Source organism: bacterium (assembly GCA_035945995.1).
Lineage (GTDB): Bacteria > Sysuimicrobiota > Sysuimicrobiia > Sysuimicrobiales > Segetimicrobiaceae > DASSJF01.
In genome coordinates this window covers 1-23,647 of sequence record DASYZR010000063.1, presented here as the reverse complement: position 1 = coordinate 23,647, position 23,647 = coordinate 1, and the positions used below count along the sequence as shown (strand labels likewise).

Here is a 23,647-nt window from a genome sequence, read left to right as displayed (position 1 = left end):
GCGCGCGGTGGACCGACGAAATCGTGCGTCTACGGCAGGGCGGCGCCGATCCGCCGCGCGTACGCCGTCAGCTCGTCGACGTTGTGCCATCCCAGGTCGCGCCGGCCCGCTTCGACCTCGCCGAGCATCTGCACGATCCGGGCGTTGAGCGGGACCGGCACGCCGTATTGGCCGGCGACGCAGGCGACGGTGAGATAGGCCGCCTCGCTCCTCCGCCGGCGGTAGACGATGTCCCAGTGAATGCCGCTCGCCCGCTTGACGTACCGGTACCCGCCCGGCCCCGCCGTCACCTGGTGGCCGCCGAGGTGCTCGACCAGACGGTCGTAGGCGGCGAGCAGCCGCGCCGTGCCGGCCGTGGTGTCCGGCCGGTACAACGCCGGCTCGAACCACGGGTCGGCCTGGATGTGAACGCGCGCGGCGTCCGCGACCCGCATCGCCTCGCGAACCGCCGCGCCGGCGAGCCGCTGCATGTCCCGGCGGCCCAACACGTTCACGATCGTGTCGTCGACGAGCGCCGTCGGAACGATCTGCGAATTGTACACTTGCTTGGTCCAGACCCGCCCGACGATGTCCGTCAGCAGCTCGCATACGTTCGGGCCCAGGCCGAGGAGGCGCGCCGCCTCGCGGACGCGCGGCGTCAGGGCGCCGTCCAGCTCGCCGACGTACACGATGCCCTCGTGCACGGCCTCGAGCACGCCCGGCTCCAAATACGCGCCGCCGTAGTCCGGCAGGGCGCCCATCGTGCGCCCGTGGCCCACGATGCCGGCAATCGTCTCCTCGTTCATCCCGTTTTGCAGCGAGACCACGCACGCCGCCTCACCGAGCCGCGGGGCGATGCTCCGCGCCGCCGCGTCCGTCGCCTGCGATTTGCACGCCAGGAAGATCAGGCCGTCGAGCGGTTTGGCGAGCTCCTCGGGCGTGCACGCGCGCTGAGGGCCGATCGACGCCGGCCCGTGCACGCCGTTGATTGAGATCCCGCGCTCGCGGATCGCCCGCACGTGATCGGCGTTCTCATCGATAAACAGGACCTCTTCACCGGCCCGGGCCATGTAGAAGCCGGCGAGTCCGCCGATCGCCCCGCAGCCGACCACCGCAATCTCCGCCACCGCCGCCGCACCTCCCCGGTTGGTTGCCTGTGTTGAGCGTGCCTACAGTTTCAGGCGCGGGTCGAGCGCGTCCCGCAGGCCGTCGCCGAACAAGTTGACCGCGAGCACGATGGTCACGATCGCGAGCCCGGGAAACGTAGACAGCCACCATGCCGTGTCCATGAATGCCCGGCCGTTGCTCAGCATCTCCCCCCAATCGGGCGTGGGCGGCTTGACGCCCAGCCCGAGGAAGCTCAACGCCGCGCCGGCGATGATCGCGCTCGGGATCCCGAGGGTCACGAGCACGATGACCGGAGCGGCGACGTTGGGCAGAATGTGGCGGAAGAGGATGCGCGCATCCCCGCAGCCGGCGACGCGGGCCGCCTCGACGTACTGGAGCTCCCGGACGGAGAGCGTGGCGCCCCGGACCACCCGGATGAACACGGGCATGCCCGAGACGCCCACGGCGATCATGGCGCTGCCCAGGTTGGCTCCGAGGACCGCGATGATGACGAGGGCCAGGAGGATGCCCGGGAACGCCAGCATGACGTCGACCGTCCGCATGATGGCCTGGTCGACCGGGCCCCGGTAGTACCCTGAGAGCAGTCCGAGGACCGATCCGCCGACGACCGCGATCGTGACGGCGACGAGGCCCATGGCCAGCGACGTGCGGGCGCCGTAGAGAATCCGGCTGAGGACGTCCCGGCCGAACTGGTCGGTCCCCAGCAAGTGCCGCGGACCCGGCGGCTCGAGCGACGCCGAGACGTTGAGGGCGATCGGGCTGGCCGGCGCGAGCGCGGGCGCCGCGACCGCCGTGGCGATGACGAGGAGGAAGATGATCCCGCCGGCCGCCGCGCCGCGGTTGGCGAGGAGACGACCGAGCGCGTCCCGCCACATGCCGCGGACGCGGCGCCGCCCGGCGGCGGCGACTGGTGCCGTCCCGGCGCTCATTCGAACCGGATACGCGGGTCGATGAACGCGTAGGAGAGATCGACCAGCAGGTTCATCCCGATGTAGGTCAGCGCCAGCACGAGCACGACCCCCTGCACGGTGGGGAGATCCTTGCTCTGGATCGAGTCCACCACGAGCTTCCCGAGGCCGGGCCGCGCGAAGACCGTCTCGGTGATGACCGCCCCGCTGAGGAGGCTTCCGAACTGGAGTCCCATCGCGGTGATGACCGGGATGACCGCGTTGGGAAGCGCGTGGCGGAAGACGACGGCCATCCCCCGCAACCCCTTGGCGCGGGCGGTCGTCAGATAGTCGAGCCGTAGGACCTCGAGGATGCTCGAGCGGACGAGCCGGGCGAGGGTCGCCGCGCTGAGTAGCGCGAGCGACACGCTGGGGAGCACGAGGCCCCGCAGCCCCGGCGGGCTCGTCGCCGGCAGTACCTGGAAGTGGACGGCGAAGAGCATGATCAACAACAGCGCGAGCCAGAACACCGGCACCGAGACGCCGAAGAGCGCCACGACCATCGACAGGGTGTCGAAGACGCTGTTCCGCGTGAGGCCGGAGAGAAGGCCGAGCCCGAACCCGAGGACGATCGCGAGGAGCATCGCCGCGAGCGCCAGTTCGATCGTGTTCGGCAGCCGCGTCGCGATCTCGACGGTCACCGGCCGGCTCGTCTGGAGCGACCGGCTCAAGTCCCCGTGCAGCGCCTTCCAGGCGAAGTCGGCGTACTGGACGTAGATGGGCCGGTCGAGGCCCATCACGTGGCGGATCGCGGCGAGGCGCTCCGGCGTGGCCGTCTGCTCCCCGATGTAGATCGACGCGGGGTCTCCCGGGGTGAGGAACAACATCAGGAAGACGATGGCGGACGTCAGGAAGACGGTCGGGACCGCCAGCACGAGGCGGGTTTGGAGGTACTTCAGCATGCGCGGACGGCCGCTACGGGCCGAAACGCGGGGAGAGGGGGCCGGCGCGCCCCTCCCCCCGCGCGGTCAACGCGAACGCCGGCTCACGTCGTAAGCGCCGCGTCGTAGAGAAGGACGTTTGTCGCCGACCAGTCGAGCCGGACGCCGCTCACCCGGCCTTTCCGGGCTGCGAAGATGTTCAGCGGATCCGAGAACGCCACCATGATCGACTCGCGCAGCGTCTTCATCTGGATCTGCGCGTACAGCTGCTTGCGCCTGATCGGATTGGTCGTCGCCGCCGCCTGATCGATCAGCATGTCCATCTCGGCGTTCTTGTACCGGTTGCGGTTCGTGCCGCCGTCGGCGTTCTTGGAATACAGGAGGATCCGCACGACATCGGGGTCGGGGTCCGTCTCCCACCAGAACTGCAGATGGTGCTGACCCTGCCGCACCGCGCCGAAATATCCGGCCGCGGAGAGGCCGTGCAGGTCGATCTTGACGCCGATCTGCGCGTACATGCTCTGGAGAAAGGTGGCCATCGCGGTGAAATCGGTGTTGTCCGCGCGATAGTAGAGCCCGAGGACGAGATCCGCGCCGGCCTTCTGGCGGACGCCGCCCGGGCCCATCTTCCACCCGGCCTCGTCGAGGAGCGCGCCGGCCTTCTTCGCGTCGTAGGTGTAGACGCCCCGAGTCGCCGGATCGAAGCCGAACGTGGCGGACGTGATGACACTGCTGGCCGGTTTGTAGACCCCCTGCCAGACCGCCTTGATCATCGCCGTCTTGTCGACCCCCCATTGGAGGGCCTGGCGCAGCCGGACGTCGTCGGTGGGCGTCCGCGTGACGTTGATCATCATCGTCCAGCCCGACCCGGCGAGTTCCCCTTGGAGCAGCTGGACCGTCCCGTCGTGCTGGAGGTTCCGGTAGTCCTGCGTCGGCACGTCCTGGATCACCTGGACCTCGCCCGATCGGAGGGCCGCCAGCCGTGTCGACGCCTCGGGGATGATCTTGAAGCTGATCGCGTCGAGATGCGACGGTCCCTGGTGGCCGAACATCGACGGGGCCCACCGATAGTCCGGGTTGCGCACCAGCCTCACGACGCTGTCGGTCGTGTAGGAGTCAAACCTGAATGGCCCGGTGCCCACCGGGTGCGTGCCGAAGTCCTTCCCGTACTTCTTGACCGCGGCCGGCGACACCGGCGCGAGGACCGACTGCGCCACCGAGCTCAGAAACGGCGCGTAGGGCTCCTTGAACTTGACGACGACCGTGTACGGATCGACGACGGTTGTGGCCGCATACGGGCCGATCATGGAGAACGCCGACTGCGACTTCAACGCGGGGTCCACGACGCGATCGAACGTGAACTTGACAGCGTCGGCGTCGAACGGCGTCCCGTCGTGGAACCGGACGCCCCGGCGCAGGTGGAACGTGTACTGGTCCGCGGCGGGGCTGACCTCCCACCGCTCGGCCAGCCCGGGGACAAAGACCCCGGCCTTGGTTTCCCAGATAAGCGGGTCGAAGATGTGGTACGCGATGCGGCCGACGTCGGTAAACGTCGTCACGTTCGGATCGAGCGTGTCGAACCGGTTGGTGAGGCCGTAGAACAGCTCACCCCCCGAGGCCGCCGCGGAGGCGCGCGCGGGTACCTTGCCGAGCCGGCCGAGCGCCGTCGCCGCCCCTGCGCCGAGCGCCGCCTGCAACAGCCGCCGCCGCGACAGGCGCGGGACAGACGTTCGCCTCCCGCCTTGCCGTTTCGGCACCTCGCTACGCGGGACTCCCATCATTCCCCCTCCCCTCCGGAACTGTCGGGATCTCGCCGAGATCGTTCTCTTGGAACTCCCGCTTGGCACGCTCCGCCGCCTCGGGCCTCGCCAGGAGATCGATCGCCGTCATCGCCTCGATCTTGGCCGCCGCGAGCGCCGCCTCGAATGCCCGGGGCGTGCGGCTCGCGGCCACGGCCTCCGGGGTATGGGCGGTGACCCCGCCCGGCCACGTGGCGGTGCTGAAGTGCGTCGCGGGCACGCGGTGCGAGACGTTGCCGAAATCGGACATGCCACCCATCGTGACGCGGGCGGCGAGATCGATGCCGAGGCGGCGGGCGTTGTCCACGGCCAGCGCCGTCACGGTCTCGTTCAGCTTCATGCCGCGCTCCAGGATGCCGTACTCGACGGCGAGCCGGGTGCGGGTGGCGAGCGCGGCGCCGCGGGCGCAGTCGACGACCATCTCGCGGAGCTCGACGAAGTCGCTTTCGCCCTCGAAGACCCGCACCACGAAGCGCGCGGACGCCGTCACCGGAAACGCCCGGCGCCCGCCGCCGTCGAGGATGCTTCCGGTGACGCTGACGTCCGGCCGGAAGTGCTGGCGGAGGAGGTTGACGTTCTGGAACAGCGCCAGCACCCCGTTCAGCGCGTCGATCGCGAGCTCGGGATGCGCCGCCGCGTGGGCGTGTCTGCCTGTAAACGTAAACACGAGCCCCTGTCCCGTGCGCATCCGTTCCAGCACGTTCGCCTCCGCGCCCGGGTGAAAGATCAGCGCGGCGTCGAGGCCGTCGAAGACGCCCGCGCGCAGCAGGAGCGTCTTTCCGGACGGACCTTCCTCGGCAGGCGTGCCATGGACCCGCACGGTGCCGGGAAGATCGTCGAGTACCGCGGCGAGGCCGAGCCCGGCGCCGACCCCGGAGATCGCGAGCAGATTGTGGCCGCAGCCGTGGCCGAGCTCGGGAAGCGCATCGTACTCGCTGAAGACGGCGACCGTCAGGCCTGGCCGGGGTCCGGAGCGCTTCGCGGTGAAGGCCGTGTCGAGGCCGCCTGCCGCGGACTCGACGTCGTATCCCGCGTCCGCGAGCAGCGCGCCGAGCCAACCGCAGGCCCGGTGCTCCTGAAAGGCGATCTCCGGATGTTCCCAGATCTGGAGGGAGACGCCGACCAGTGCCGGGGTCATCTCGTCGATCCGCGTGCAAGCGCGTTTCTTGAGATCGGCGATTCGCTCAGGGTCGAGCGGCATCGTGTCCCCGGCCGGTGCGGTCAAGAAACACGCTCCCCAAAACGCGTTTGCCAGGCGCTGATCCGGATGATACCTTCGAGATTGTCGACAGTCTACAGTCGAGATTTCCGGTTCTTCAGCACAGACAACCTGTATGCCTCCATTAGCGAGGTCGTCGATGACGGTTGAGACGCCGAAGCTTCGCAGGCCGAGCCGGCTCCGCCTGGTGGACGACGTGTGCAAGATCCTGGAGGACGCGGTCTTGTCGGGACAGGTGCATCCCGGTGAACGGCTGTTGGAGGCGTCGATCGCCGCGCAGCTTGAGGTGAGCCGAACCACCGTGCGCGAGGCGTTCCTCATGCTGGAGCGGCGGGGACTGGTGCTCAACCAGCCTCGCGGCGGGACGTTCGTCACGCGGCTGTCGCCCGGCGACGCCTTCGATCTCAAAGTGACCCGCGCGCTTCTCGAAGGCTTCGCGGCGCGGCTCGCGTGCCCGCGCATCGACGCCCGGCTGATCGCGGATCTCGAGGATCTGCTGCGAAAGATGGAGGCGTGCCGGCTGCCGGACGAGTTCCCCGCCGTGCTCCAGATCGACCTCGCGTTCCACGGCCGGCTGCTCGAGCGGGCGGGCTCGCGCCGCCTGTCCGATCTGTGGGCGGGTCTGAACGGGCAGATCGGCGCCTTGATGCTGCTCGCGGTCGAGCGGCGCCACGCCACGATCGGCGACCTGGTGGACCTCCACCGGCGGCTGCTCGAGGCCATCCGGTCGCGGAATCCCGACACGCTGCAGAACGCCGTGATCGAGCACTACGTCGGCGCGCCGCCCCCGGCGGACGCCGGCGCCGCGGCGGCCGCGCAGGTGATCGCGGCCCTCGCCGGAGCCCCGCGCGCGCCGGAGCCTCCGGAGAGCGGGCGATGAGAGACAGCGCGCTTCGGATCGGCGTTCTCGGTGCGGGCAACTGGGCCCGGGCCGCCCACATCCCGGGCTGGCAGCGCGATCCGCGGGCGGCGGTCGCCGTGCTCTGCGACGTGCGGCGGGAGCGCGCGGCGGAGGCCGCGGGTCACTTCAACATCCCGGAGGCCACCGACGATTGGCAGGCCGTCGTCACGCGGCCCGACCTCGACGTGATCGACATCGTCACCCCGTCGCACACGCACCTCGAGCTCGCGCTGGCGGCGCTCGAATCCGGGAAGCACGTCCTGTGCGAGAAGCCCGTGGCCTACGATTTCCGTGAGACGCGCCGCGCGGCCGCCCTGGCCCGGCAACGGGGGCTCCTGACAAAGCTGGGCTTTACCTTCCGCTACAGTCCCGGCGTGCAGTACGCCCGGTCGCTGATCGAGGAAGGGTTCGCCGGCACGCCGTTTATCTTCAACGGGTACGAGCAGAACTCGCAGTGGCTCGACCCGCAGGTGCCGCTGCGTCAGGTGGACCACACCGCCGAGCAATCCGTCCTCCAGACCTCCTCCCTCGAGGGATACGGCGCCCCGATCATCGACATCGGTCACGAGTGGGTCGGGGCCGACTACGCCCGGGTCGTGGGGACGATGCGAAATTTCGTCCCGGAGCGGATGGTGCGGGCGACCGGCCGGATGATGCGCATGAACATCGATGACGGCGACGTCTTCATCGGGGAGTACACGAACGGAGCGATCGGGTCGATCCAGACCGGGTTCGTCACGATCGGCAACTATCCGGGGATCGAGGCGCGCCTCTACGGCAGCCGGGGGGCCCTGATCTGCCGTCTCGTCGAGGAGTTCGGCGTCGCCGAAACGATCAAGGCGGCTACGCCCGACGCCGTCGAGTTCAAAGAACTGGAGATTCCCCAGCACTTCTACCCGCCGAACGGCCATCCCCGCGAGTCGTGGCGGTCGCTGTTCTACGCCAACCTGATCCGGGACTTCGTCGACGAGATCCACGCCGGGGGCGCGCGCAACCAGGGCAACTTCGAGGACGGTGCGTGGGTCCAGGAAGTGATCAACGCCGTCGAGCGCTCCTACCACGAGCGCCGATGGGTGTCACTTCCGCTCGACGGGTAGCCGCGGCGTGGCCGCCGCCGTCCGGGCCCCGGCGCTCGGTGCCTGGCTCGACGATTTCTTCGCCTCCTACTACCGCCGCCGTCCGGTGAACGCCACGTTCACCGGTGTGCACGCCTACGATCACCGTCTCCCGGATCTGTCCGAAGACGGCGCCGGCGACGCCGTCGCAGACGTGGAGACGCTGCTCGCACGGCTCCGGACGCTCCCCCCGGAGGCGCACACCGTGGTCGACGCGCTGGACCGGCGGCTGGCTGAGGGATACCTGCGCATCCGGCGTTGGGAGTTCGGCTCGCGGCACTTCCATCGCGGCAATCCGTGCGAGTACACCGGCGAGGCGGTCTTTGGAGTCGTCGGGCTGTTTCTGCGGCCGTTTGCCCCGCTCGAGGACCGGTTCCTGCGCGCCTTCGCACGCATGGCGGCCATTCCCGCGTTTCTTCGCCAGGGACGCGCGAACGTGCGCCGCGCCCCGGCGGCCTGGGTCGCGCGGGCGATCCGGGAGTGCGACGGGGCGCTCGCGTTCTTCGGAGACGGCATCGACCTGCTGCTGCGGGATCGCGCGGGCGGCGTGACCCCGCTCGAGCGCAGCCTGGTGGACGGCGCCCAGGCCGCGTTTGCGGAGTTTCGCGACTACCTGGCCGGCGACCTGGCCCCGCGGGCGACGGCGGACTACGCGTGCGGGGGAGAGGCCCTGGCGCTCGTGCTGCGCGAGGGACACTGTCTTGCGGAGAGTGCCGGGACGATCGCGGCCTACGCCCGGGACCGCATGGAGGCCTGCGAAGCGCAACTGCACGAGCAGGCGGCGTTCGGCGCGCGTACCTGGCGCGAGGCGCTGGCGCCACTGGCCGACCGGCACCCGCCGGCCGACGCGTACTACCCGCGGTTCGCCGAGGTCTGGGCCGCGGCCCGTGCCGCCGCGGACGCGCACGGGCTCGTGACGTGGCCGGACGCGCCGATTCGGTACGGGCCCCAGCCGGCGTGGGCGCGGGGGGCGGCGCCGTCGCTGTACTTCCTCGCCTACCGCTCGCCGGCGCCCTTCGACCGCCTGCCCGTGACCGACTATCTCGTCCCGCCGGTCGACGCCGCGATGGCGCCCGACGCCCAGGCGCGCCGGCTCCGCGAGACAAACGACAGCGTGATCAAACTCAACCACGTCATCCACCACGGCGGGCTCGGCCACCACGTCCAGAACTGGTACGCGGCCCGGGCGGCCTCGCGCATCGGACAGGTCGCGGCGGTGGACTGTGCGTCCCGGATCGCGATGGTCTGCGGCGGGACGATGGCGGAGGGCTGGGCGTGCTATGCGACCGACCTGATGGAGGAGATCGGGTTCCTCGATCCCCTCGAGCGATACGCGCAGGTCCACGCCCGGCTGCGCATGGCCGCGCGGGCGCTCGTCGACGTCCGCCTGCACGAGGGCGCGATCACGCTCGACGACGCGGCCGCGGTGTATCGGGACCGCGTCGGCATGACGCCGGCCGCCGCGCACGCGGAGGCGGTGAAGAACAGCATGTTTCCCGGCGCGGCCCTCATGTACCTCGCGGGGACGGATCGCCTCCACGCGCTGCGGCGGGCGCTGTCTGCCCGGGCGGGGTTCGACCTGCGCGCGTTCCACGACCGCGTCCTCGCCTTCGGATCGATCCCGGTCACGCTGATCGCCTCGGCGATGCAGACCGCAGGGGCCGGCGCGATGACGGAGGAGGCTCGGTAATGGACGCGGCGGCCGCTTCCACGGTGATCCGGTGCGGGACGCTCGTCGACGGCGCCGGGTTCAAGAATCGAATCGGCGAATAAACCGCGGATCGCACCGATGAATCCGGGCGGCTTCGGGGCCGCCGCGGTGCCGGCCGATGCGTTTCACCGGGGAGGGTGAGATGGACGAGTTTTCGGGAAGGGTCGTGGTCGTGTCCGGGGCGGCGCAGGGGATCGGCAGCGTGATCCTGCGCCGGTTCGTCGAGGCGGGCGCCCGCGGGGTGATCGCCGACATCGACGAGGAGCGCGCCGCAACACGGGTCCGGGACCTGGCCGGGCGGGGCGGCGACGTCCGCTTCATCCGCACCGACGTCCGCGACGGCGCCCAGGTGAACGCGATGGTGGATCGCGTCGCAGACGAATGCGGGCGGGTGGACATCCTCATCCACGGCGCCGGGGTGGGCGTGCACAAGGAGATCGTGGACCTCACCGACGACGAGTGGGATCTGCAGGTCGACGTGCAGCTGCGGGGCGCCTTCTTGTTGAGCCGGGCGGTGGGCCGCCGGTTGATCGCGCAGGGCGGGGGCGGCCGCATCATCTTGATCGGCTCGACCTCCGGGAACAACGCCCGCGTCACGGGCGGCCCTCATGCCGCGTCGAAGGCGGGCGAGATCCAGCTCGCGCACGTCATGGCGATGGAGATGGGACGCCACGGGGTCACGGTCAACGTCGTCTCCCCCGGCCTGACCGACATTGCCGGGCTCTCGCGGTCGACGCAGACCCCCGAGTATCAGCGCGCCTTCATCACCCAGGTGCCGCTCGGCCGGCTCGCGACGCCGGATGAGATCGCCGACGCGGTGCTGTTCTTCGCGTCCGACCGGGCGCGGTTCGTCACCGGACAGGTGCTCTGCGTCGACGGCGGCTACTCCGCGGGGAAACTGGCGGTGCGGGGGCCGAGCGTCGACGCCTTCTACGGACAGATCGGGGAGCGGTAGGCCCGCGGTCCGCCGTCGCGCTCCTGGTGTGACTTATCCGGGGCCCCCGAGGCGGAAGGTGCCGATGATCTGGGTGAACAGCGTGGTGTCCTCGCGAAGGCGAGCGCTGTCGTTGCGCGTGCTTCCGGTCACGACGAAGCCCGTCGGCCCATTCGTAAAGTACACCTGGAGCTGGTACAGCGTCACCCCGGTGTTGGTCTCCCACGTGAAGTAGCGGTAGTAGGCCGGCTGCCCGGCGACGGTGACTCCCGCCTCTTGCACGACCGTGTAGTTGTGAAACGTCACCTTGGCCAGGCGGTTGGCGGCCGTCGCATAGGCCTCGGGCGACATCGTCTGCGAGAGGGGCTCCACGACGACGTTGATGGTCGGCCGGTAGCCGGCCTGGGCCGGCCCGGCCGCGAGGAGGGCGATCATTCCCTCGGGCTTCGTGACGATCTGCCAGTCCGCCGGAAAGCTCATGCTGAAGCGCTTGTGGGAGTCGGTGACGGATTGCGGCAACGGTGCCTGCGCGCTCACCTGCGCCGCGGCCAGGCCCGCCGCCGCGCAGGCGAGCGCTGCGAGACCAGAGACACGGATCAGGTTCCGGCGCACGGCAGCCCCCCTCGAGAACGCACGACTACCGGGCTAATGAATGCCCCCGCGCGGGCCGCCTTAGACTTTTGGGATCATCCGCGCAGGTCGCCGGCGATGAGCTCCCGCGCCGGAAACACCCGTGGGATGACATTGTAACGGGCGGCGACGGCGATCAGGGGATCGATCAGGGCCGGATCAAGCGTCTCGCCATACCGTACGCGATGGTCGCCGAGGGCATCCAATCCTTTCGGCGTCAGGTGTGTATGCTTCATCAGAATTTGACCGGACTCGGTTTGATGCGCATTTGCCCACCGGCCGGCCTGCACGATGGCCTCCGCGAACCGGCGGGCGACGTCGCGATGTGTCTCGATCCAATCGGCCCGGGCGTACCATCCGGCGCCGATGAAGCGCGGTGCGATCGCGTCGGTCGGGCAACCGATGATCCGCTTCGTCCCATTCTTCTGGACCGGAACGTCGGTGAGCGACGTGCTGACGGCATCCACCTCTCCCTGCTCGAGCGCGTCGGCATGTCGCTCTCCCGGGAGATGCACGAGCCGGATCGTGTTCGAATCGCCGCCGTGTTGATCCACCCACGCCTTGGCCCCGACGCCGACAAGACTATTGGTGACCCTCACGCCGATCTTCTTGCCGTTGAGATCCTTCCCGGTATGATACGGTGAATCCGCCCGCACGATGATCGCCAGCGACCGCCTCCCCGCAGAAAACAACTGACCCGGAGCGATGAGCCGCAGCTGCGCGCCGCGCGTGAACGACGCGGCAAGCGCGAACAGATTCGAAAATCCGACGTCGATGTCGCCGGTCGCCGCGGCCGCCGCGATCGCAGGCCCGTCCGACATCGGCCGGATGTCCACGTCGATGCCGGCCCGCGAGAAGAACCGCTGATCCTTGGCATAGAAGACTTGGGCGCCATCGTCAATCGGGAGTGTTCCGGCGCGCACCGACATCACGGCCTCCTCATCGCATCCTAGGCCTGCGGCTTCACGTTGCCGGCGGCCGCGCCGTCGGGCGGCCTCCCGGGAGCCGGAAGCGCCTCCAGATAGGCGGTGAACACGGCGTTGCCGAGGGCGCCCGGCCGGCGGCGCCGCACGAGGTCGACCGCCTCGCGGCCGCTGATCCCGAGTATCTTCATCGCCACAAGCGCGTTCAGGAGGCCCGAGCGGCTCTTGCCACGGTGGCAGTGGACGAGCACCCTATGGCCGAGCGCGATCAGGCTGACCACGGCGTCGACCAGGACGTTCATGATCCCCATGTCGGGCAGGGCGGCGGTGTCCTCGATCGGCCAGAAGATGTACAGGATGGAGTTGGGCACGGTCGGCACGCCGGGGTCCAGGGTGCCGTAGAGATCGATCACCGCGTCGATGCTGCGCGCGTGAATCGACTGCCACTCCGCGGCCTCTTCGGGGGCGCCACTCTGAAAGAGCCGGCCGTCGAGAATCTCGAAGATCTCCACGGATCACCTCCGGTCGGCGGCGGCCGGTGCCGCGGCGGACGCCGCTTCCTCCGCCACCCCGCGGCACCGGCGCCACGTCGGATCGGGGGAGACGACCTTCGGCGCCGGGCGTCCGGCCGCGGGGGTCCGGATCCCCGCGGCGTTGATCACGGCACCGGCGAGCAGCAGGACCGCGCTCGCGAGCATGGTGAGGTGCAGCGCGTCGGTGGACGCCGCGCGTGCGGCGTCCCGGATCGCCCCCGGGACCGAGGGTCCGGGCATGTTGAACGGTGCGACCGTCTGGCGAAGCGCCTCGCCGGCGACGGCCGCACCCGGGACGCGGGCCGCCAGCGCGGAGTAGAAGTGGGCGGTCACGACGACGAAGAGGCCGGCGACAGCCAGCTGGGGGCCCACGTCCGAAATCGCCGTGTTGATCGCCGACGCCACGCCCGCGTGCTCCACGGGGACCGAGGCCATGAGCGTCGTGGTGAGCGGGGCGACCATCACCATGGCGCCGAGCCCGAACGCGACGACGCCGGGGAGCACGTCCGTGAGGTAGCCTACCGGCGGCGCGAAGGTGGACGCAACCGATAGCTGCAGCGTCCAGGCGGGGCTCCCCGCGGGGATCCGCGCCAACCAGAGGACGCCCACGGCCATGAGGCCCGGCCCCGCGGCCATGAACCAGCGCGCCCCGTAGCGCGCCCCAAGCGCGCCGAATCTCGCCGAGAACAGCGCCATGAACAGCGCGCCCGGCATCGTCGCAAAGCCGGCGCCCGCGGCCGAATACCCCAGTGTCCCCTGCAGGAACAGCGCGAGAAAGTAAAACGTCACAGACAGCGCGGCGTAGATCACCAGAGTGGAAATGTTCGTCACGGTAAAGTTGCGCGACCGGAAGAGCGCCGGAGGGACCAGCGGATTCCGCGCGCGCAGCATCCACACGGGGAGCAACACCGCGGCCGCGGCGCCGACGCCGAGGGCGGCGAACGCCGCCGGGCTCTGCCATGCCCGCTGCTCTCCCGAAATCGTGCCGATCACAAGCCCGCCCACGGCCAGGGCTGTCAGTACCGTACCGGGTACGTCGAAGCGTCCGGTCGCGTCCGTGTCCCGGCTTTCGCCCACGTACCGCGCGGTCAACCACAGTGCCGTGAGCACCAGGGGGACGTTGAGCAGGAACACGGCCCGCCACGATACGTCGTCCACCAGCAGGCCGCCGACAAACGGACCGAGGATGGCGAGCCCGGCCGACGCCCCGGACCAGATGCCAAAGGCGCGGCCCTGTTCCTCGCCGGAAAACGTCGCCGTGATGAGCGCGAGCGACCCGGGCACGAGCAGGGCTCCGGCCACTCCCTGCGCCACCCGGAACACCACCAGCCATTCCAGGCTCGGCGCCAGGCCGCTAAGGAGCGACGCGGCGCCGAATCCCACAAGCCCCAGACCAAATATCCGGCGCCGGCCGTAGAAGTCCGTCAGCCCGCCCGCGAGGATCAGGAACGCGCTTTCCGCGAGGAGGTAGCCGTTGTAGACGTAGGACTGCCCTTCCAGGACGCCGAGGAGATGCGCGGGCAGGTCATGTCCGATCCGTGGGAGTGCGACGGTCACGACGCTCGAGTCCAAGAAGACGATCGACGACCCGAGGATCGCCGCCCAGAGCGTCCCACGCTTGTTGGTCACGACCGGCGCCCGCACGCGCGCATCCACACCGACGATTCTACCTGACCGGCGCGGTGTTGCGCGGCGGCCGTCCGGCGGCCGCGCTTCTCACTCCGGCAGCTCGTTCAGGCGCCGTTGCAAGAATCGCCGCTCCGGCTCCTGGTGCGCGAGTTCGAGGGCCCGCTCGTAGGACGTGCGGGCGTCCGCCCATCGCCCGAGCCGCCGGCACAGGTCCGCACGCGCGGCGTGCGCGAGATGGTAGTCGCCGAGATCGCCGCGCGCCAGCAGCGCGTCGACGAGGGCCAGCCCCGCAGCGGGACCGTCGCGCAGCGCCACCGCCGCGGCGCGGTTCAGCTCGATGACGGGGGAGGGATGGATCTGCACCAGGGCATCATAGAAGCCGACGATTCGGGCCCAGTCGGTCGCCTCCGCGGCCGGTGCTTCGGCATGCGTCGCCGCGATCGCCGCCTGAAGCGTGTAGGGCCCAATCTGGGACGCCGACAAGGCGCGTGCCACGAGCGCGAGCCCTTCGGCGATGTGGTCCCGGTTCCAGAGCGTGCGATCCTGGTCGTCGAGGAGCCGGAGCTCGCCGTCCGGTGAGGTCCGGGCCGCGCGGCGCGATTCGTGGAGCAGCATGAGCGCGAGCAGTCCGGACACCTCGGGCTCCGGGAGCAGCTCCATGAGCAGCCGTCCCAGCCGGATCGCCTCGCCCGAGAGATCGGGCCGCACGAGCGACGGACCCGACGACGCCGCGTATCCCTCGGTGAACACCAGGTAGACGACGCGCAATACGCTGTCCAGCCGGCCGGGCAGATCGTCCGCGGACGGAATCCGGTAGGGAATGCGCGCGTCACGGATCTTCCGCTTCGCGCGGACGATCCGCTGGGCCACCGTGGGCGCGCCGGTGAGGAAGGCGCGCGCGACCTCCTCGGTCGTGAGTCCGCAGACCTCGCGCAGGGTGAGCGCCACCTGAGCCTCCGGCGGCAGCGCCGGATGGCAGCACGTGAAGATCAGCCGCAGCCGGTCGTCCTCGACCGCGTCGAGGCGGGCGGCGGCGCCGTCTTGGGCATCGGTGCCGAGTTGTTCGGTCACCCGGGCAAGCGAGGCGTCGAACCGGGCCCGCCGGCGCAGGGTGTCGATGGCCTTGAAGCGGCCGGCCGACACGAGCCAGGCTCGGGGGTTCGCGGGCACGCCGTCGCGCGGCCACTGCTCCACCGCCGCCGCGAAGGCGTCGTGCAGCGCCTCTTCGGCGAGATCGAAATCACCGAGCAGCCGGATCAGGGTGGCGAGGACGCGGCGCGACTCGGAGCGGTACACGTCCTCGACCGCCCGGCGCGCCGCCTCGGCGGTGTCTGCGTTCATCACAACGGCGTTCACCGGTCCTTCCGATCGACGTCCGGGATCGGCCGCACCTCGATACTACCCACTCTCGCCCCGGGCATCTTCGACGCCACCTGAATCGCCTCGTTCAGGTCGCGGGCATCGATCAGGACGAACCCCCGCAACTGCTCCGGCGCGCCGGCGGCGGGACCCTCGGTGGCGAACAGCCGGCCGTTTCTGACCCGCACGGTCGTCGCCGCCCGCGCGCGTTCGAGGACCTGCGCCGCGATCAGGTGCCCCCGGCGTCTGAGCTCCTCGTTGCAGGCGGCGGTTTCGCCCGTCAGGGCGTCCCACTCGGCCTCGGACATGGCGTCCAACTTCGCGTCTTCATTGTAGAGCAGGCATATATATTTCATAGCCCCCCTCACGCGTGGCGGATACGCCCATGAAGTAATCGGCTGAGCGGGCAAAAATCGACAACGGGGGGGCGCCGGGCAGGAGGAAACGTCACCCTACGACGTGGCGGTGATGAGGTCGCGGAGGTACCCGGTGGCGATCTGGGCCAATTCTCGCGCGGTGCCTTGATCGGAACCGCGTGCTCCCCGCCGGTGAAACGCATGATCGCCGCCGGGAACGACGTGCAGACGGGCCAGGGGGTGCAGTCGCGCGACCACCGCCTCGATCAGGTCGAGTCTCGCCAACGCGTCGTTCCCGCCCTGGAGGAAGACCATCGGGACGCGAACCTGAGCCAGATGGGCGTCGCGGAGACGATCCATCTTCCCCGGCGCGTGAAGCGGATAGCCGAAGAAGACCAGAGCCGCCGCCGGACAGTCTCGACCCTGGGCCGCCGCCAGCATCGACGCGATCCGTCCCCCCAGGGATTTTCCGCCGATCACGACCGGCAGTCCGCCTGCGCGGCGCAGCACTTCGGGCACGATGGCGTCCCACGTCGCCAGGAGCGCCGGGGGACGATCGGGCATCCGCCGGCGCGCGTCCATGTACGGGAAGTTGAAGCGCAGGACGGAGATGCCGCCGGCCGCGAACCCGTCGGCCAGCCCGGTCATGAACGGATGCTGCATGCCCGCGCCCGCCCCGTGCGCGATCGCGGCCACCGCGATGGGCCGGTCGGCCGGTGTCCACAGCGTGGATACCGGGATTCCCGCGGAGCCGAGCGTGAGGCGCTCGAACGCGTGCGTCCCGCCGGCGTCGGGCGTCATCATCGCCACTGTACCCGGACACCGTGCGGCGGACAAGCGCCCCGCCGCCTCCGCGAGGGCCGCCGCGTCGCATGCCGGCGTGTCGATTTCGACGGTACCGTTCGACTAGTCTAGTGAGAGAGAAACCTTAACCGGAGGGATGATGATGCGATTCATGCTGCTGATGATCCCCAAAGGGTACGAGAAGGCGGCGCCGGACGCGGCGCCGAGCGCGGAAGCGGTCGATGCGATGATGAAGTACAACGAATCGCTCCGCAAGGCGGGTGTGCTGCTCGCGCTCGACGGACTTCACCCGCAGTCGACGGGCGCCCGGGTCGTATTCGCCGGCGGGAAACACATGGTGACGGACGGACCGTTCATCGAGACCCGCGAGGCGCTCGGCGGGTACTGGATGATCGACGTGCCGTCAAAGGCCGAAGCCGTCGCGTGGGCGTCGCGGTGTCCCGGGGACGACTGCACGATTGAGGTCCGCCAGGTGTTCGAGCTCTCCGAGTTCCCCGACGACGTTCAGAAGGTGGCGGCCAAGTACCCCGAGATTGGGGAGCACGTCCGGCAGCGGAAGGAGCAGAAATGAAGTACATGCTGTTGGTGTACGGTGACGAGCAGGCCTCGGATGAGGCCGAGCGGGAGCAATGTTATCGGGACTCCGCGCAGCTCGCGAACGACATCAGGTCGACCGGGCGGTATCTCGTCGCCGCGCCGCTCCATCCCGTGGCAACGGCGACCAGCGTCCGGGTGCGCGACGGCCGGCGGCTCGTGACCGACGGCCCGTTCGCGGAGACGCGCGAGCAGCTCGGCGGCTACTTCATCGTTGACGTTCCGGACCTTGACGAGGCGATCGAGATCGCGGGCCGGCTGCCGGGCGCCCGCCTGGGGACCGTGGAAATCCGACCGATCATGGAGATCCCCGGCCTGCCGGCGCACTAGGGGCGGGGAGATGGACACCAGCGTCGCGTGGACGCGCTACCTGGTTCCGGTGGGCCGCGCGGCGTTTGCGGCGGTGTTCGTGTGGTTTGCGCCGCTCGACTTCACGCCGCAGGGCGTCGCGTGGGCGGCGCAGCAACACGTGCCCGTTCCGAACGTCCTGGTCCCGTTGGCCGGGCTGATCGGGATGGCGGGCGGGCTGAGCGTCGTGCTCGGCTATCGGGCCAAGCTCGGCGCGTGGCTCCTCGTGTTGTTCCTCGTGCCCGTGACGGGGTTCATGCACAACTTCTGGGCCATTCGGGATCCGATGGCGGCGCAGCTGCAGGAAGGGTTCTTCATGGCGAACCTCTCGCGAATCGGCGCCGCCTTGCTGATCGCCTACTTCGGCGCCGGGCCGCTCAGCATCGACGCCCGCGCCGCGCGTTGACCACCTCCGGGGCCGGGTGGCGCCGGCGCGGGGACTCCGGCCGGGGTTCCATTCCCGCCCCCCCCCGAATTTGATATGCTGGCCGCGGGTCTCGAACTCTTGCCTTCTATCAACTCGTCGACCCGTGCCGCCGGAGGTGACGGAGACGTCAATGGAGGGGAGTCGGCCCCCCCGCACCGCGCCGTCGGGGGACGCCGGTTCCGATAATCTGCTCGCGTTTCTCGCCGGTCTCGCGACGGAGCTGGCCGCCGTGCTGGAACTGCCGGCCCTGCTCGACCACATCATCGAGGCCATGCGGGTTTCGCTCGGGTTCGAGTCGTCCGCCGTCGCGCTGCTGGAGCGCCGCGGCGACGAGGAGGAATTGATCGTCAAGGCGGGCTCGGGTCTGCGCCACGGCCTGTCCGGCCTCACCTTCAAGCGGGGTGAAGGGCTGGTCTGGGAAGTGCTCGAGACACGGTCGGCGGTGCTGATTCCCGACCTGCACGCCGATCCCCGGATCAGGCGAAAGGATCCGGGGGTGCGCTCCGGGATCTACGCGCCGCTCGTGTCGCGCGGCCATCCGCTCGGCGTGCTGAGCGCCTACCGGCCGGACGTGGACGCCTTCGCGCTCCCGGACCTGCAGTTGCTCACCGTGGTGGCGCGCTACATCGCCGGCGCCGTCGAGCTCAGCCAGGTACATGAGGCGCTGCGGGTCGCGGCGGCGACGGACAGCCTGACCGGGCTCGCCAACCGGCGTGCCTGCATGGAGCGTCTCGGCCACGAAATCGCGCGCTGCGCACGGACGCAGCGCCCGCTGACCCTGGCGTTGGTCGATCTCGACGGGCTCAAGGCCATCAACGACACACACGGCCACGCCGCCGGCGACGCCCATCTGGTCGCGGCGGCCCGGGCGCTCCGCGGACCGCTGCGGTCGATCGACTTTCTCGCCCGGCACGGCGGCGATGAGTTTGTGCTGTTGTTCCCGGAAACCGGGGAGGCCGACGCCGAGATCGCGCTCAGACGGCTCGCGGACGTGTGCGTCGCCGGTCAACACGCGACGCCGATTCCGCTGGGGTTTTCGTGGGGCGCGGCGACGTGGCCGGTCGACGGCATGACGGCCGACGACCTGCTGCGGGCCGCCGACGCGCGTCTCTATCGGATGAAGCAAGACCACGGACGGCTGACCGACACACGCCCGGAACGGTCATAACCCTACCCGCGGCTCCCCGCGGTCGGGAAGCGCGATGCGCAGCAGCCGGGCCGCGTTGCCGGCGAAGATCGCCTCCATCTCCGCCTCGCCACAGCCGGCGGCCCAACAGGCGCGGAACTGGTCCTCGAGGTAGCGGACCGCGAATCCCCGAGGGAACCACGAGGAGTCCGTGCCGAACAGGATCCGCCCGGCGCCCACGGTCTCCCGAAACGTCCGGAACAGGCCTTCCAGGGTGAGCGGGTAGGGCATCCACCGCATCCATTCATTGGAGCCGGACGTGTCGACGTGGACGTTGCCGCATACCCACGCCAGGTGCAACAGCTCCCGCGGATAGCCGCAGCCGAAATGCGGCACGATGAACGGAATCCCCGGGAAGGCACGCGCCACATCTTGAAGAACGAGCGGGCTGATATTGGGGTGCGATACGATGCCCTGGTAGCGCAGGGGCCCGAAATGGATGAGCACGGGAATGCCGAGGCGCTCGGCCGCGTCCCACACCGGGTAGAGCCGCTCGTCGTCGAGGCGTCCGGACAGGAGCGGCGCGATGAGTTTGTAGCCGCGCAGACCGAGCGTCCGCACCGCCCGCTCGAGTTCCGCGGGGGCCTCCGGATGGAACGGATCGTGATGGGCGAAACCGACGAAGCGATCGGGGTGGCCCGCGACGACCTTCGCCAACCGCTCGTTGCCGCCGCCGGTCACGAACACGATCCGCACGAGTCCGTGGCGCGCGACCTCGCCGGCCCAGCGCCCGGCCATCTCTTCGTCCGTGCCCGGCGCCTCGGGGTCCGGAAACCCCCAGGCGCGCCGCCAGCCGCGCTGGTCGGCGCGCAGCCACGCGGACACCGCTTCCCACTTGCTTTCGCCGTGCCGCGCGACGTAGGCGTCCCGCGCCGGATCGCCTCCGCCGCGGACGGGGAAGTGGGCGTGGCAGTCGAGCACCGGGACCGGCAGCGTCATCGGCGGTGTGTTCGAGGCGGTGGGTCCGCTCACCCGCGCAGCCCTGTGAGCACGACGCCTTCGATGATATGCCGCTGCAGCAGCACGAACACGGCCAGCACCGGCAGGACGGCCAGGGCGGAAGCGGCCATGATGAGGTGCCAGTGCGAGCCGGCCTCGCCGCTGAACAGCGCGATGCCCACCGGAAGCGTCCGCATCGCCGGCGTCTGGATCACGATGAGCGGCCAGAGGAACGCGTTCCAGTTGCCGAGGAACGTGAAGATGCACAACGCCGCGAGCGCCGGACGGACCAGCGGGAGCGCGATGTGGGTGAACAGGCCGAATTCCGAGAGTCCATCCATCCGCGCCGCGTCCAGCAGTTCGTCGGGGATCCCACCCATGAACTGGCGCATCAGGAACACCCCGAACGCGCTCATCAGTCCGGGGAACATGATCCCCCAGTACGTGTCGATCCAGCCGAACCGGGCGCTCATCGTGTACCAGGGGATTACGAGCATCTCGGTCGGGATCATCAGCGTGCTCAGGATCACGGTGAAGACCACCGTCCGGCCGGGAAAGCGCAGCTTCGCGAGCGTGTACCCGACGAGCGAGTCGAAGAACGCCACGCTGGCCGTCGTTGCCGCGGCCACGGCCAGGCTGTTGCCGAACCACCGCGGGAATTGCGTCGCGAGCAGCACCTGCCGGACGTTGTCGAGCGTCGGTGCGTGCGGCCAGAAGTGCAGTTCGAAGATTTCGCGCGGGCCCTTGAGCGCCGTCGCGATCATCCACGCGAACGGAAACACGACGAGCACGCCGCCCGCCGCCAGCGCGAGATAAGCCCCCGCCCGCTCCGCGTGAGACCGGGCGGCCATCAGTATTCCACCGGCCGCGTGAGGACCGTGAGCTGCACGATGGAGATGGCCATGATGACTCCGAACAGCACGACGGTCGCGGCCGCGGCCTGTCCCATCTGAAACCGCTGGAAGCCGAGCGTGTACACGTAGAGCACGACGGTCTCGGTGCTCCCGAGCGGTCCGCCCGGGTCGTTGAACGTCATGTTCAGCACCTGTGTGAAGAGCTGCAGGTAGACGATGGTTCCGTACACCGCCGAAAAGACGAGCGTCGGGTTGAGGAGGGGCACGGTGATGCTCCGGAAGAGCCGCCAGCCGCCGGCCCCGTCGACGGCCGCGGCTTCGTAATAGGTGCGCGGGATCGCCTCGAGGCCGGCGAGGAAGAGCACGACCTGAAACCCGAGGTACTCCCAGACCACCATCGCCGCCACCGCGTAGAGCGCGAGGGACGGCGTGCGCAGCAGGTCCGGCACCGCGAGCCCCACGGCGTCGAGGAGATGTCCGAGCGGTCCGAACTGCGGAGAGTACATCCACTGCCACACCCACGCGGCCGCCACGACCGGCGTGACGAAGGGGACGAAGTACAGCGCCCGGAAGAAGGCGCGGAACCGCACGATCCGGCGGATCAGCAGCGCGGCCGCGAGCCCCAGCACGAGCTGCGCGGGGACCCCGACCGCCGCGTAGCGCACGGTGTTCCAGATCGCCTTCCCAAACAGCGGGTCGGCCCAGATCTCCCGGAAGTTGGCGTCGCCGACAAACGGCCGCTCGGTCGAGACGATGTTCCAGTGATGCAGGCTGATGTTGAGCGCGGTCGCGGCCGGCGCGATCCGGATCGCGAGAAAGAACACCATCGGCACGGCCAAGAACACGTACGCCCAGACCGCCCGGCGCGCGCCGAGGCCGAGGCGCCTGCCGCGGCGGCGGAGGGCGTGCCCCCCGCCGCGTCCGCGCGCGGCCGTCGCGGGCCCTACGGGTGTTTCGCCTGCTTCGCCCAGAACGCGTCCAGGATCTTTTGCTCTTTGCCCGCCGCCGCGTCCAACGCCGCCTTCGGATCCATGTGGTTGAGCACGACTTCGTTCACCGCGTCGACGAGGACGGTGCGCTGCGCGGTTTCGTCGACGAAGAACGTGGCGTGCGCGAAGGGCAGGCTGGCGATGAACGGGCCGTACACCGGATCCTGCGCCAGTTTCGGGTCGGCGGCGAGCGCCTTGGCGGCGGGGATCTCACCGACCTGCTGCAGCCAGGTCCGCTGGACTTCGGACGAGGTGATGAACTTGAGGAACGCCACCGCGGCCGCCCGGCGCGGGCCGATGGCCCTGCGCGTCAGGCCGTGCACCCAGAACGATCCGAAATTGCCGGGGGTGCCGCCGGCGGTCCGCCGCGGCAGCAGCGCCACACCCCAATTGAACTTCGCCCCCGACCGGACCGTGCCGATCGCAAACGACCCGTCGATGATCATGCCGGCCCGGCCGGCCAGGAACGCGTCGCGGTAGCCGTTGCTCCCCGGGAAGAAGTCGACCGCGCCCACCTTCTCCTTTGTGACGAGGTCCGTGTACCACCGCAGCGCCGCGGCCCCCGCCGCGGTGTTGTACGTCACCCGCCGGCCGTCCGCGCTGTACGGTGATGCGCCCCACTGGCGGAACAGCACCTCGCGCAGCAGGCTGTGATCCTGGCCGTTCGGCGCGATGCCGAATCCCTCGGTCGTGATGCGTCCGCGGGAATCGCGCTCGGTCAGGCGCTGCGCGTCGGCCGTGAACTCCTCCCACGTCGCCGGTGCCCGCGTGATCCCGGCGCGCTGGAACAGATCGCGGTTGTAAAATATCGCGAGCGTCCGGACCGCCGTGGGCAGCGCCCAGAACTTCCCGTCAAACTGGGCCGCCTTGACCATGGGCGCGAAGTCGCGCTCGATCTGGGCCGTAGGAAAGGCATCGGCCGGTAGCGGCTGGAGGTAGCCGCTGTCCACGTACAACGGCAGCCAGCCGTAGTACAAGTTCACGACGTCCGGACCCTGGCCGGCGGGGACCGCGCTCGCGACCTTTTGATTGTAGGAATCGTAGGGGAACGTCTGCTGCACGACGTGGATGCCGGGGTTCTGGCGCTCAAACTGCGGGATCAGGGCGTCCAAGGTCTTGACCTTGCTCTCGTAATAGTACTGCCAGTAGGTGATGGTGACGGCGGGCTGACTTTGCGCCGCGGCCGCCCCACCCAACGCGACCGCCACGACGAGCGCGAGCCAGGTTCTCGTTACGATCCTGTGCATGGCCGAAGCCTCCTCTGACCGCGGGTTCGGATCACTGCCGCCTAGTATCCTCGAGCGTGTCGGCGACGGCCTGTTCGCGCCGCGCCCTCGCCTCGGCGGCGCGTCCGCGCGCCGCCTGGGTCTCCGCCCGGCTGGCCGCGAGCGACGCGCGGGCCGAGCGCAGCATCGCGTCCATGGCACGGGGTCCCGGCCCGCCGTCGACGTCGCGCCGGGCC

General features: G+C 69.9%; 25 protein-coding genes. 8 read left to right on the top strand and 17 right to left on the bottom strand.

What is annotated here, in order from left to right; all coding sequences use genetic code 11:
* Window positions 1–29: 29 nt before the first annotated feature.
* The 5 genes from VGZ23_06210 to VGZ23_06190 form a co-directional block, all read right to left on the bottom strand.
* Window positions 30–1,106: a 2-dehydropantoate 2-reductase N-terminal domain-containing protein gene (locus tag VGZ23_06210; protein ID HEV2357189.1), complete on the bottom strand. Its 1,077-nt coding sequence runs from the start codon at window positions 1,104–1,106 to the stop codon at window positions 30–32.
* A 42-nt stretch (window positions 1,107–1,148) separates the two neighbouring features.
* Entirely contained in the window at window positions 1,149–2,036 is an 888-nt protein-coding gene (locus VGZ23_06205; GenBank protein HEV2357188.1) for an ABC transporter permease, read from the bottom strand.
* Window positions 2,033–2,956, bottom strand: coding sequence for an ABC transporter permease (locus tag VGZ23_06200; GenBank protein ID HEV2357187.1), 924 nt, complete (start codon window positions 2,954–2,956; stop codon window positions 2,033–2,035). Before VGZ23_06200 ends, VGZ23_06205 begins: the two co-directional genes overlap by 4 nt.
* A gap of 83 nt (window positions 2,957–3,039) precedes the next feature.
* A complete protein-coding gene (locus VGZ23_06195; protein ID HEV2357186.1) occupies window positions 3,040–4,713 on the bottom strand; it encodes an ABC transporter substrate-binding protein in 1,674 nt (557 codons plus the stop codon).
* Entirely contained in the window at window positions 4,697–5,959 is a 1,263-nt protein-coding gene (locus VGZ23_06190) for an amidohydrolase (protein HEV2357185.1), read from the bottom strand. Before VGZ23_06190 ends, VGZ23_06195 begins: the two co-directional genes overlap by 17 nt.
* 133 nt (window positions 5,960–6,092) lie before the next feature.
* On the opposite strand from VGZ23_06190, the gene VGZ23_06185 reads away from it, so the two are divergent.
* The 4 genes from VGZ23_06185 to VGZ23_06170 all read left to right on the top strand — a co-directional run bounded on the left by VGZ23_06185 (window position 6,093) and on the right by VGZ23_06170 (window position 10,635).
* Entirely contained in the window at window positions 6,093–6,833 is a 741-nt protein-coding gene (locus VGZ23_06185; GenBank protein ID HEV2357184.1) for a GntR family transcriptional regulator, read from the top strand.
* A complete protein-coding gene (locus tag VGZ23_06180) occupies window positions 6,830–7,951 on the top strand; it encodes a Gfo/Idh/MocA family oxidoreductase (protein HEV2357183.1) in 1,122 nt (373 codons plus the stop codon). Before VGZ23_06185 ends, VGZ23_06180 begins: the two co-directional genes overlap by 4 nt.
* Before the next feature lie 7 nt (window positions 7,952–7,958).
* The gene (locus VGZ23_06175; protein HEV2357182.1) at window positions 7,959–9,659 is read left to right on the top strand and encodes a DUF885 family protein; all 1,701 of its coding nucleotides are present in this window, start codon (window positions 7,959–7,961) and stop codon (window positions 9,657–9,659) included.
* Window positions 9,660–9,822: 163 nt separating this feature from the next.
* On the top strand, window positions 9,823–10,635 hold the full coding sequence (locus tag VGZ23_06170; GenBank protein HEV2357181.1) for an SDR family oxidoreductase: 813 nt from the start codon (window positions 9,823–9,825) through the stop codon (window positions 10,633–10,635).
* A gap of 33 nt (window positions 10,636–10,668) precedes the next feature.
* Here the strand turns inward: VGZ23_06170 and VGZ23_06165 are convergent, their stop codons facing one another.
* From VGZ23_06165 to VGZ23_06135, 7 genes are all read right to left on the bottom strand, one after another.
* Window positions 10,669–11,226 (bottom strand): DcrB-related protein, encoded by a 558-nt coding sequence (locus VGZ23_06165; GenBank protein ID HEV2357180.1) that lies wholly within the window; start codon window positions 11,224–11,226, stop codon window positions 10,669–10,671.
* A 74-nt stretch (window positions 11,227–11,300) separates the two neighbouring features.
* Complete coding sequence (locus VGZ23_06160; GenBank protein HEV2357179.1) at window positions 11,301–12,173, bottom strand: ABC transporter substrate-binding protein; 873 nt, start codon at window positions 12,171–12,173, stop codon at window positions 11,301–11,303.
* Between the two features lie 20 nt (window positions 12,174–12,193).
* Entirely contained in the window at window positions 12,194–12,679 is a 486-nt protein-coding gene (locus VGZ23_06155) for a dual specificity protein phosphatase (protein ID HEV2357178.1), read from the bottom strand.
* Window positions 12,680–12,682: 3 nt separating this feature from the next.
* Complete coding sequence (locus VGZ23_06150) at window positions 12,683–14,344, bottom strand: MFS transporter (GenBank protein HEV2357177.1); 1,662 nt, start codon at window positions 14,342–14,344, stop codon at window positions 12,683–12,685.
* A gap of 72 nt (window positions 14,345–14,416) precedes the next feature.
* Window positions 14,417–15,670 carry an RNA polymerase sigma factor gene (locus VGZ23_06145; GenBank protein ID HEV2357176.1) on the bottom strand — a complete coding sequence of 418 codons (1,254 nt, stop codon included), beginning with the start codon at window positions 15,668–15,670 and terminating at the stop codon, window positions 14,417–14,419.
* Window positions 15,671–15,681: 11 nt separating this feature from the next.
* Window positions 15,682–16,044: a YciI family protein gene (locus VGZ23_06140; protein HEV2357175.1), complete on the bottom strand. Its 363-nt coding sequence runs from the start codon at window positions 16,042–16,044 to the stop codon at window positions 15,682–15,684.
* A 96-nt stretch (window positions 16,045–16,140) separates the two neighbouring features.
* Window positions 16,141–16,848 carry an alpha/beta family hydrolase gene (locus VGZ23_06135; GenBank protein ID HEV2357174.1) on the bottom strand — a complete coding sequence of 236 codons (708 nt, stop codon included), beginning with the start codon at window positions 16,846–16,848 and terminating at the stop codon, window positions 16,141–16,143.
* A 142-nt stretch (window positions 16,849–16,990) separates the two neighbouring features.
* On the opposite strand from VGZ23_06135, the gene VGZ23_06130 reads away from it, so the two are divergent.
* From VGZ23_06130 to VGZ23_06115, 4 genes are all read left to right on the top strand, one after another.
* The gene (locus tag VGZ23_06130; protein ID HEV2357173.1) at window positions 16,991–17,419 is read left to right on the top strand and encodes a YciI family protein; all 429 of its coding nucleotides are present in this window, start codon (window positions 16,991–16,993) and stop codon (window positions 17,417–17,419) included.
* Entirely contained in the window at window positions 17,416–17,772 is a 357-nt protein-coding gene (locus tag VGZ23_06125; protein HEV2357172.1) for a YciI family protein, read from the top strand. The genes VGZ23_06130 and VGZ23_06125 overlap by 4 nt, the downstream gene beginning before the upstream one ends.
* Before the next feature lie 10 nt (window positions 17,773–17,782).
* Window positions 17,783–18,196 carry a DoxX family protein gene (locus VGZ23_06120; GenBank protein ID HEV2357171.1) on the top strand — a complete coding sequence of 138 codons (414 nt, stop codon included), beginning with the start codon at window positions 17,783–17,785 and terminating at the stop codon, window positions 18,194–18,196.
* A gap of 151 nt (window positions 18,197–18,347) precedes the next feature.
* Window positions 18,348–19,385: a sensor domain-containing diguanylate cyclase gene (locus VGZ23_06115; protein ID HEV2357170.1), complete on the top strand. Its 1,038-nt coding sequence runs from the start codon at window positions 18,348–18,350 to the stop codon at window positions 19,383–19,385.
* On the opposite strand, the gene VGZ23_06110 is transcribed toward VGZ23_06115, so the two are convergent.
* The 5 genes from VGZ23_06110 to VGZ23_06090 form a co-directional block, all read right to left on the bottom strand.
* Entirely contained in the window at window positions 19,380–20,342 is a 963-nt protein-coding gene (locus VGZ23_06110; GenBank protein ID HEV2357169.1) for an amidohydrolase family protein, read from the bottom strand. The genes VGZ23_06115 and VGZ23_06110 overlap by 6 nt on opposite strands.
* A 29-nt stretch (window positions 20,343–20,371) precedes the next feature.
* Window positions 20,372–21,193 carry a carbohydrate ABC transporter permease gene (locus VGZ23_06105; GenBank protein HEV2357168.1) on the bottom strand — a complete coding sequence of 274 codons (822 nt, stop codon included), beginning with the start codon at window positions 21,191–21,193 and terminating at the stop codon, window positions 20,372–20,374.
* On the bottom strand, window positions 21,193–22,041 hold the full coding sequence (locus VGZ23_06100) for a sugar ABC transporter permease (protein ID HEV2357167.1): 849 nt from the start codon (window positions 22,039–22,041) through the stop codon (window positions 21,193–21,195). Before VGZ23_06100 ends, VGZ23_06105 begins: the two co-directional genes overlap by 1 nt.
* Window positions 22,042–22,139: 98 nt before the next feature.
* The gene (locus tag VGZ23_06095; GenBank protein HEV2357166.1) at window positions 22,140–23,432 is read right to left on the bottom strand and encodes an extracellular solute-binding protein; all 1,293 of its coding nucleotides are present in this window, start codon (window positions 23,430–23,432) and stop codon (window positions 22,140–22,142) included.
* A 31-nt stretch (window positions 23,433–23,463) separates the two neighbouring features.
* A partial coding sequence (locus VGZ23_06090; protein HEV2357165.1) for an argininosuccinate lyase occupies window positions 23,464–23,647 on the bottom strand: 184 nt, incomplete at its 5' end.

What these genes read in the sequence shown, in the direction of transcription:
- VGZ23_06205 (HEV2357188.1), bottom strand. Translation starts at nt 2,036, where the DNA reads ATGAGCGCCGGGACGGCACCAGTCGCCGCCGCCGGGCGGCGCCGCGTC.
- VGZ23_06200 (HEV2357187.1), bottom strand. Translation starts at nt 2,956, where the DNA reads ATGCTGAAGTACCTCCAAACCCGCCTCGTGCTGGCGGTCCCGACCGTC.
- VGZ23_06195 (HEV2357186.1), bottom strand. Translation starts at nt 4,713, where the DNA reads ATGGGAGTCCCGCGTAGCGAGGTGCCGAAACGGCAAGGCGGGAGGCGA.
- VGZ23_06185 (HEV2357184.1), top strand. Translation starts at nt 6,093, where the DNA reads ATGACGGTTGAGACGCCGAAGCTTCGCAGGCCGAGCCGGCTCCGCCTG.
- VGZ23_06180 (HEV2357183.1), top strand. Translation starts at nt 6,830, where the DNA reads ATGAGAGACAGCGCGCTTCGGATCGGCGTTCTCGGTGCGGGCAACTGG.
- VGZ23_06170 (HEV2357181.1), top strand. Translation starts at nt 9,823, where the DNA reads ATGGACGAGTTTTCGGGAAGGGTCGTGGTCGTGTCCGGGGCGGCGCAG.
- VGZ23_06160 (HEV2357179.1), bottom strand. Translation starts at nt 12,173, where the DNA reads ATGTCGGTGCGCGCCGGAACACTCCCGATTGACGATGGCGCCCAAGTC.
- VGZ23_06145 (HEV2357176.1), bottom strand. Translation starts at nt 15,670, where the DNA reads ATGAACGCAGACACCGCCGAGGCGGCGCGCCGGGCGGTCGAGGACGTG.
- VGZ23_06140 (HEV2357175.1), bottom strand. Translation starts at nt 16,044, where the DNA reads ATGAAATATATATGCCTGCTCTACAATGAAGACGCGAAGTTGGACGCC.
- VGZ23_06135 (HEV2357174.1), bottom strand. Translation starts at nt 16,848, where the DNA reads ATGATGACGCCCGACGCCGGCGGGACGCACGCGTTCGAGCGCCTCACG.
- VGZ23_06130 (HEV2357173.1), top strand. Translation starts at nt 16,991, where the DNA reads ATGCGATTCATGCTGCTGATGATCCCCAAAGGGTACGAGAAGGCGGCG.
- VGZ23_06125 (HEV2357172.1), top strand. Translation starts at nt 17,416, where the DNA reads ATGAAGTACATGCTGTTGGTGTACGGTGACGAGCAGGCCTCGGATGAG.
- VGZ23_06120 (HEV2357171.1), top strand. Translation starts at nt 17,783, where the DNA reads ATGGACACCAGCGTCGCGTGGACGCGCTACCTGGTTCCGGTGGGCCGC.
- VGZ23_06115 (HEV2357170.1), top strand. Translation starts at nt 18,348, where the DNA reads ATGGAGGGGAGTCGGCCCCCCCGCACCGCGCCGTCGGGGGACGCCGGT.
- VGZ23_06110 (HEV2357169.1), bottom strand. Translation starts at nt 20,342, where the DNA reads ATGACGCTGCCGGTCCCGGTGCTCGACTGCCACGCCCACTTCCCCGTC.
- VGZ23_06105 (HEV2357168.1), bottom strand. Translation starts at nt 21,193, where the DNA reads ATGGCCGCCCGGTCTCACGCGGAGCGGGCGGGGGCTTATCTCGCGCTG.
- VGZ23_06095 (HEV2357166.1), bottom strand. Translation starts at nt 23,432, where the DNA reads ATGCACAGGATCGTAACGAGAACCTGGCTCGCGCTCGTCGTGGCGGTC.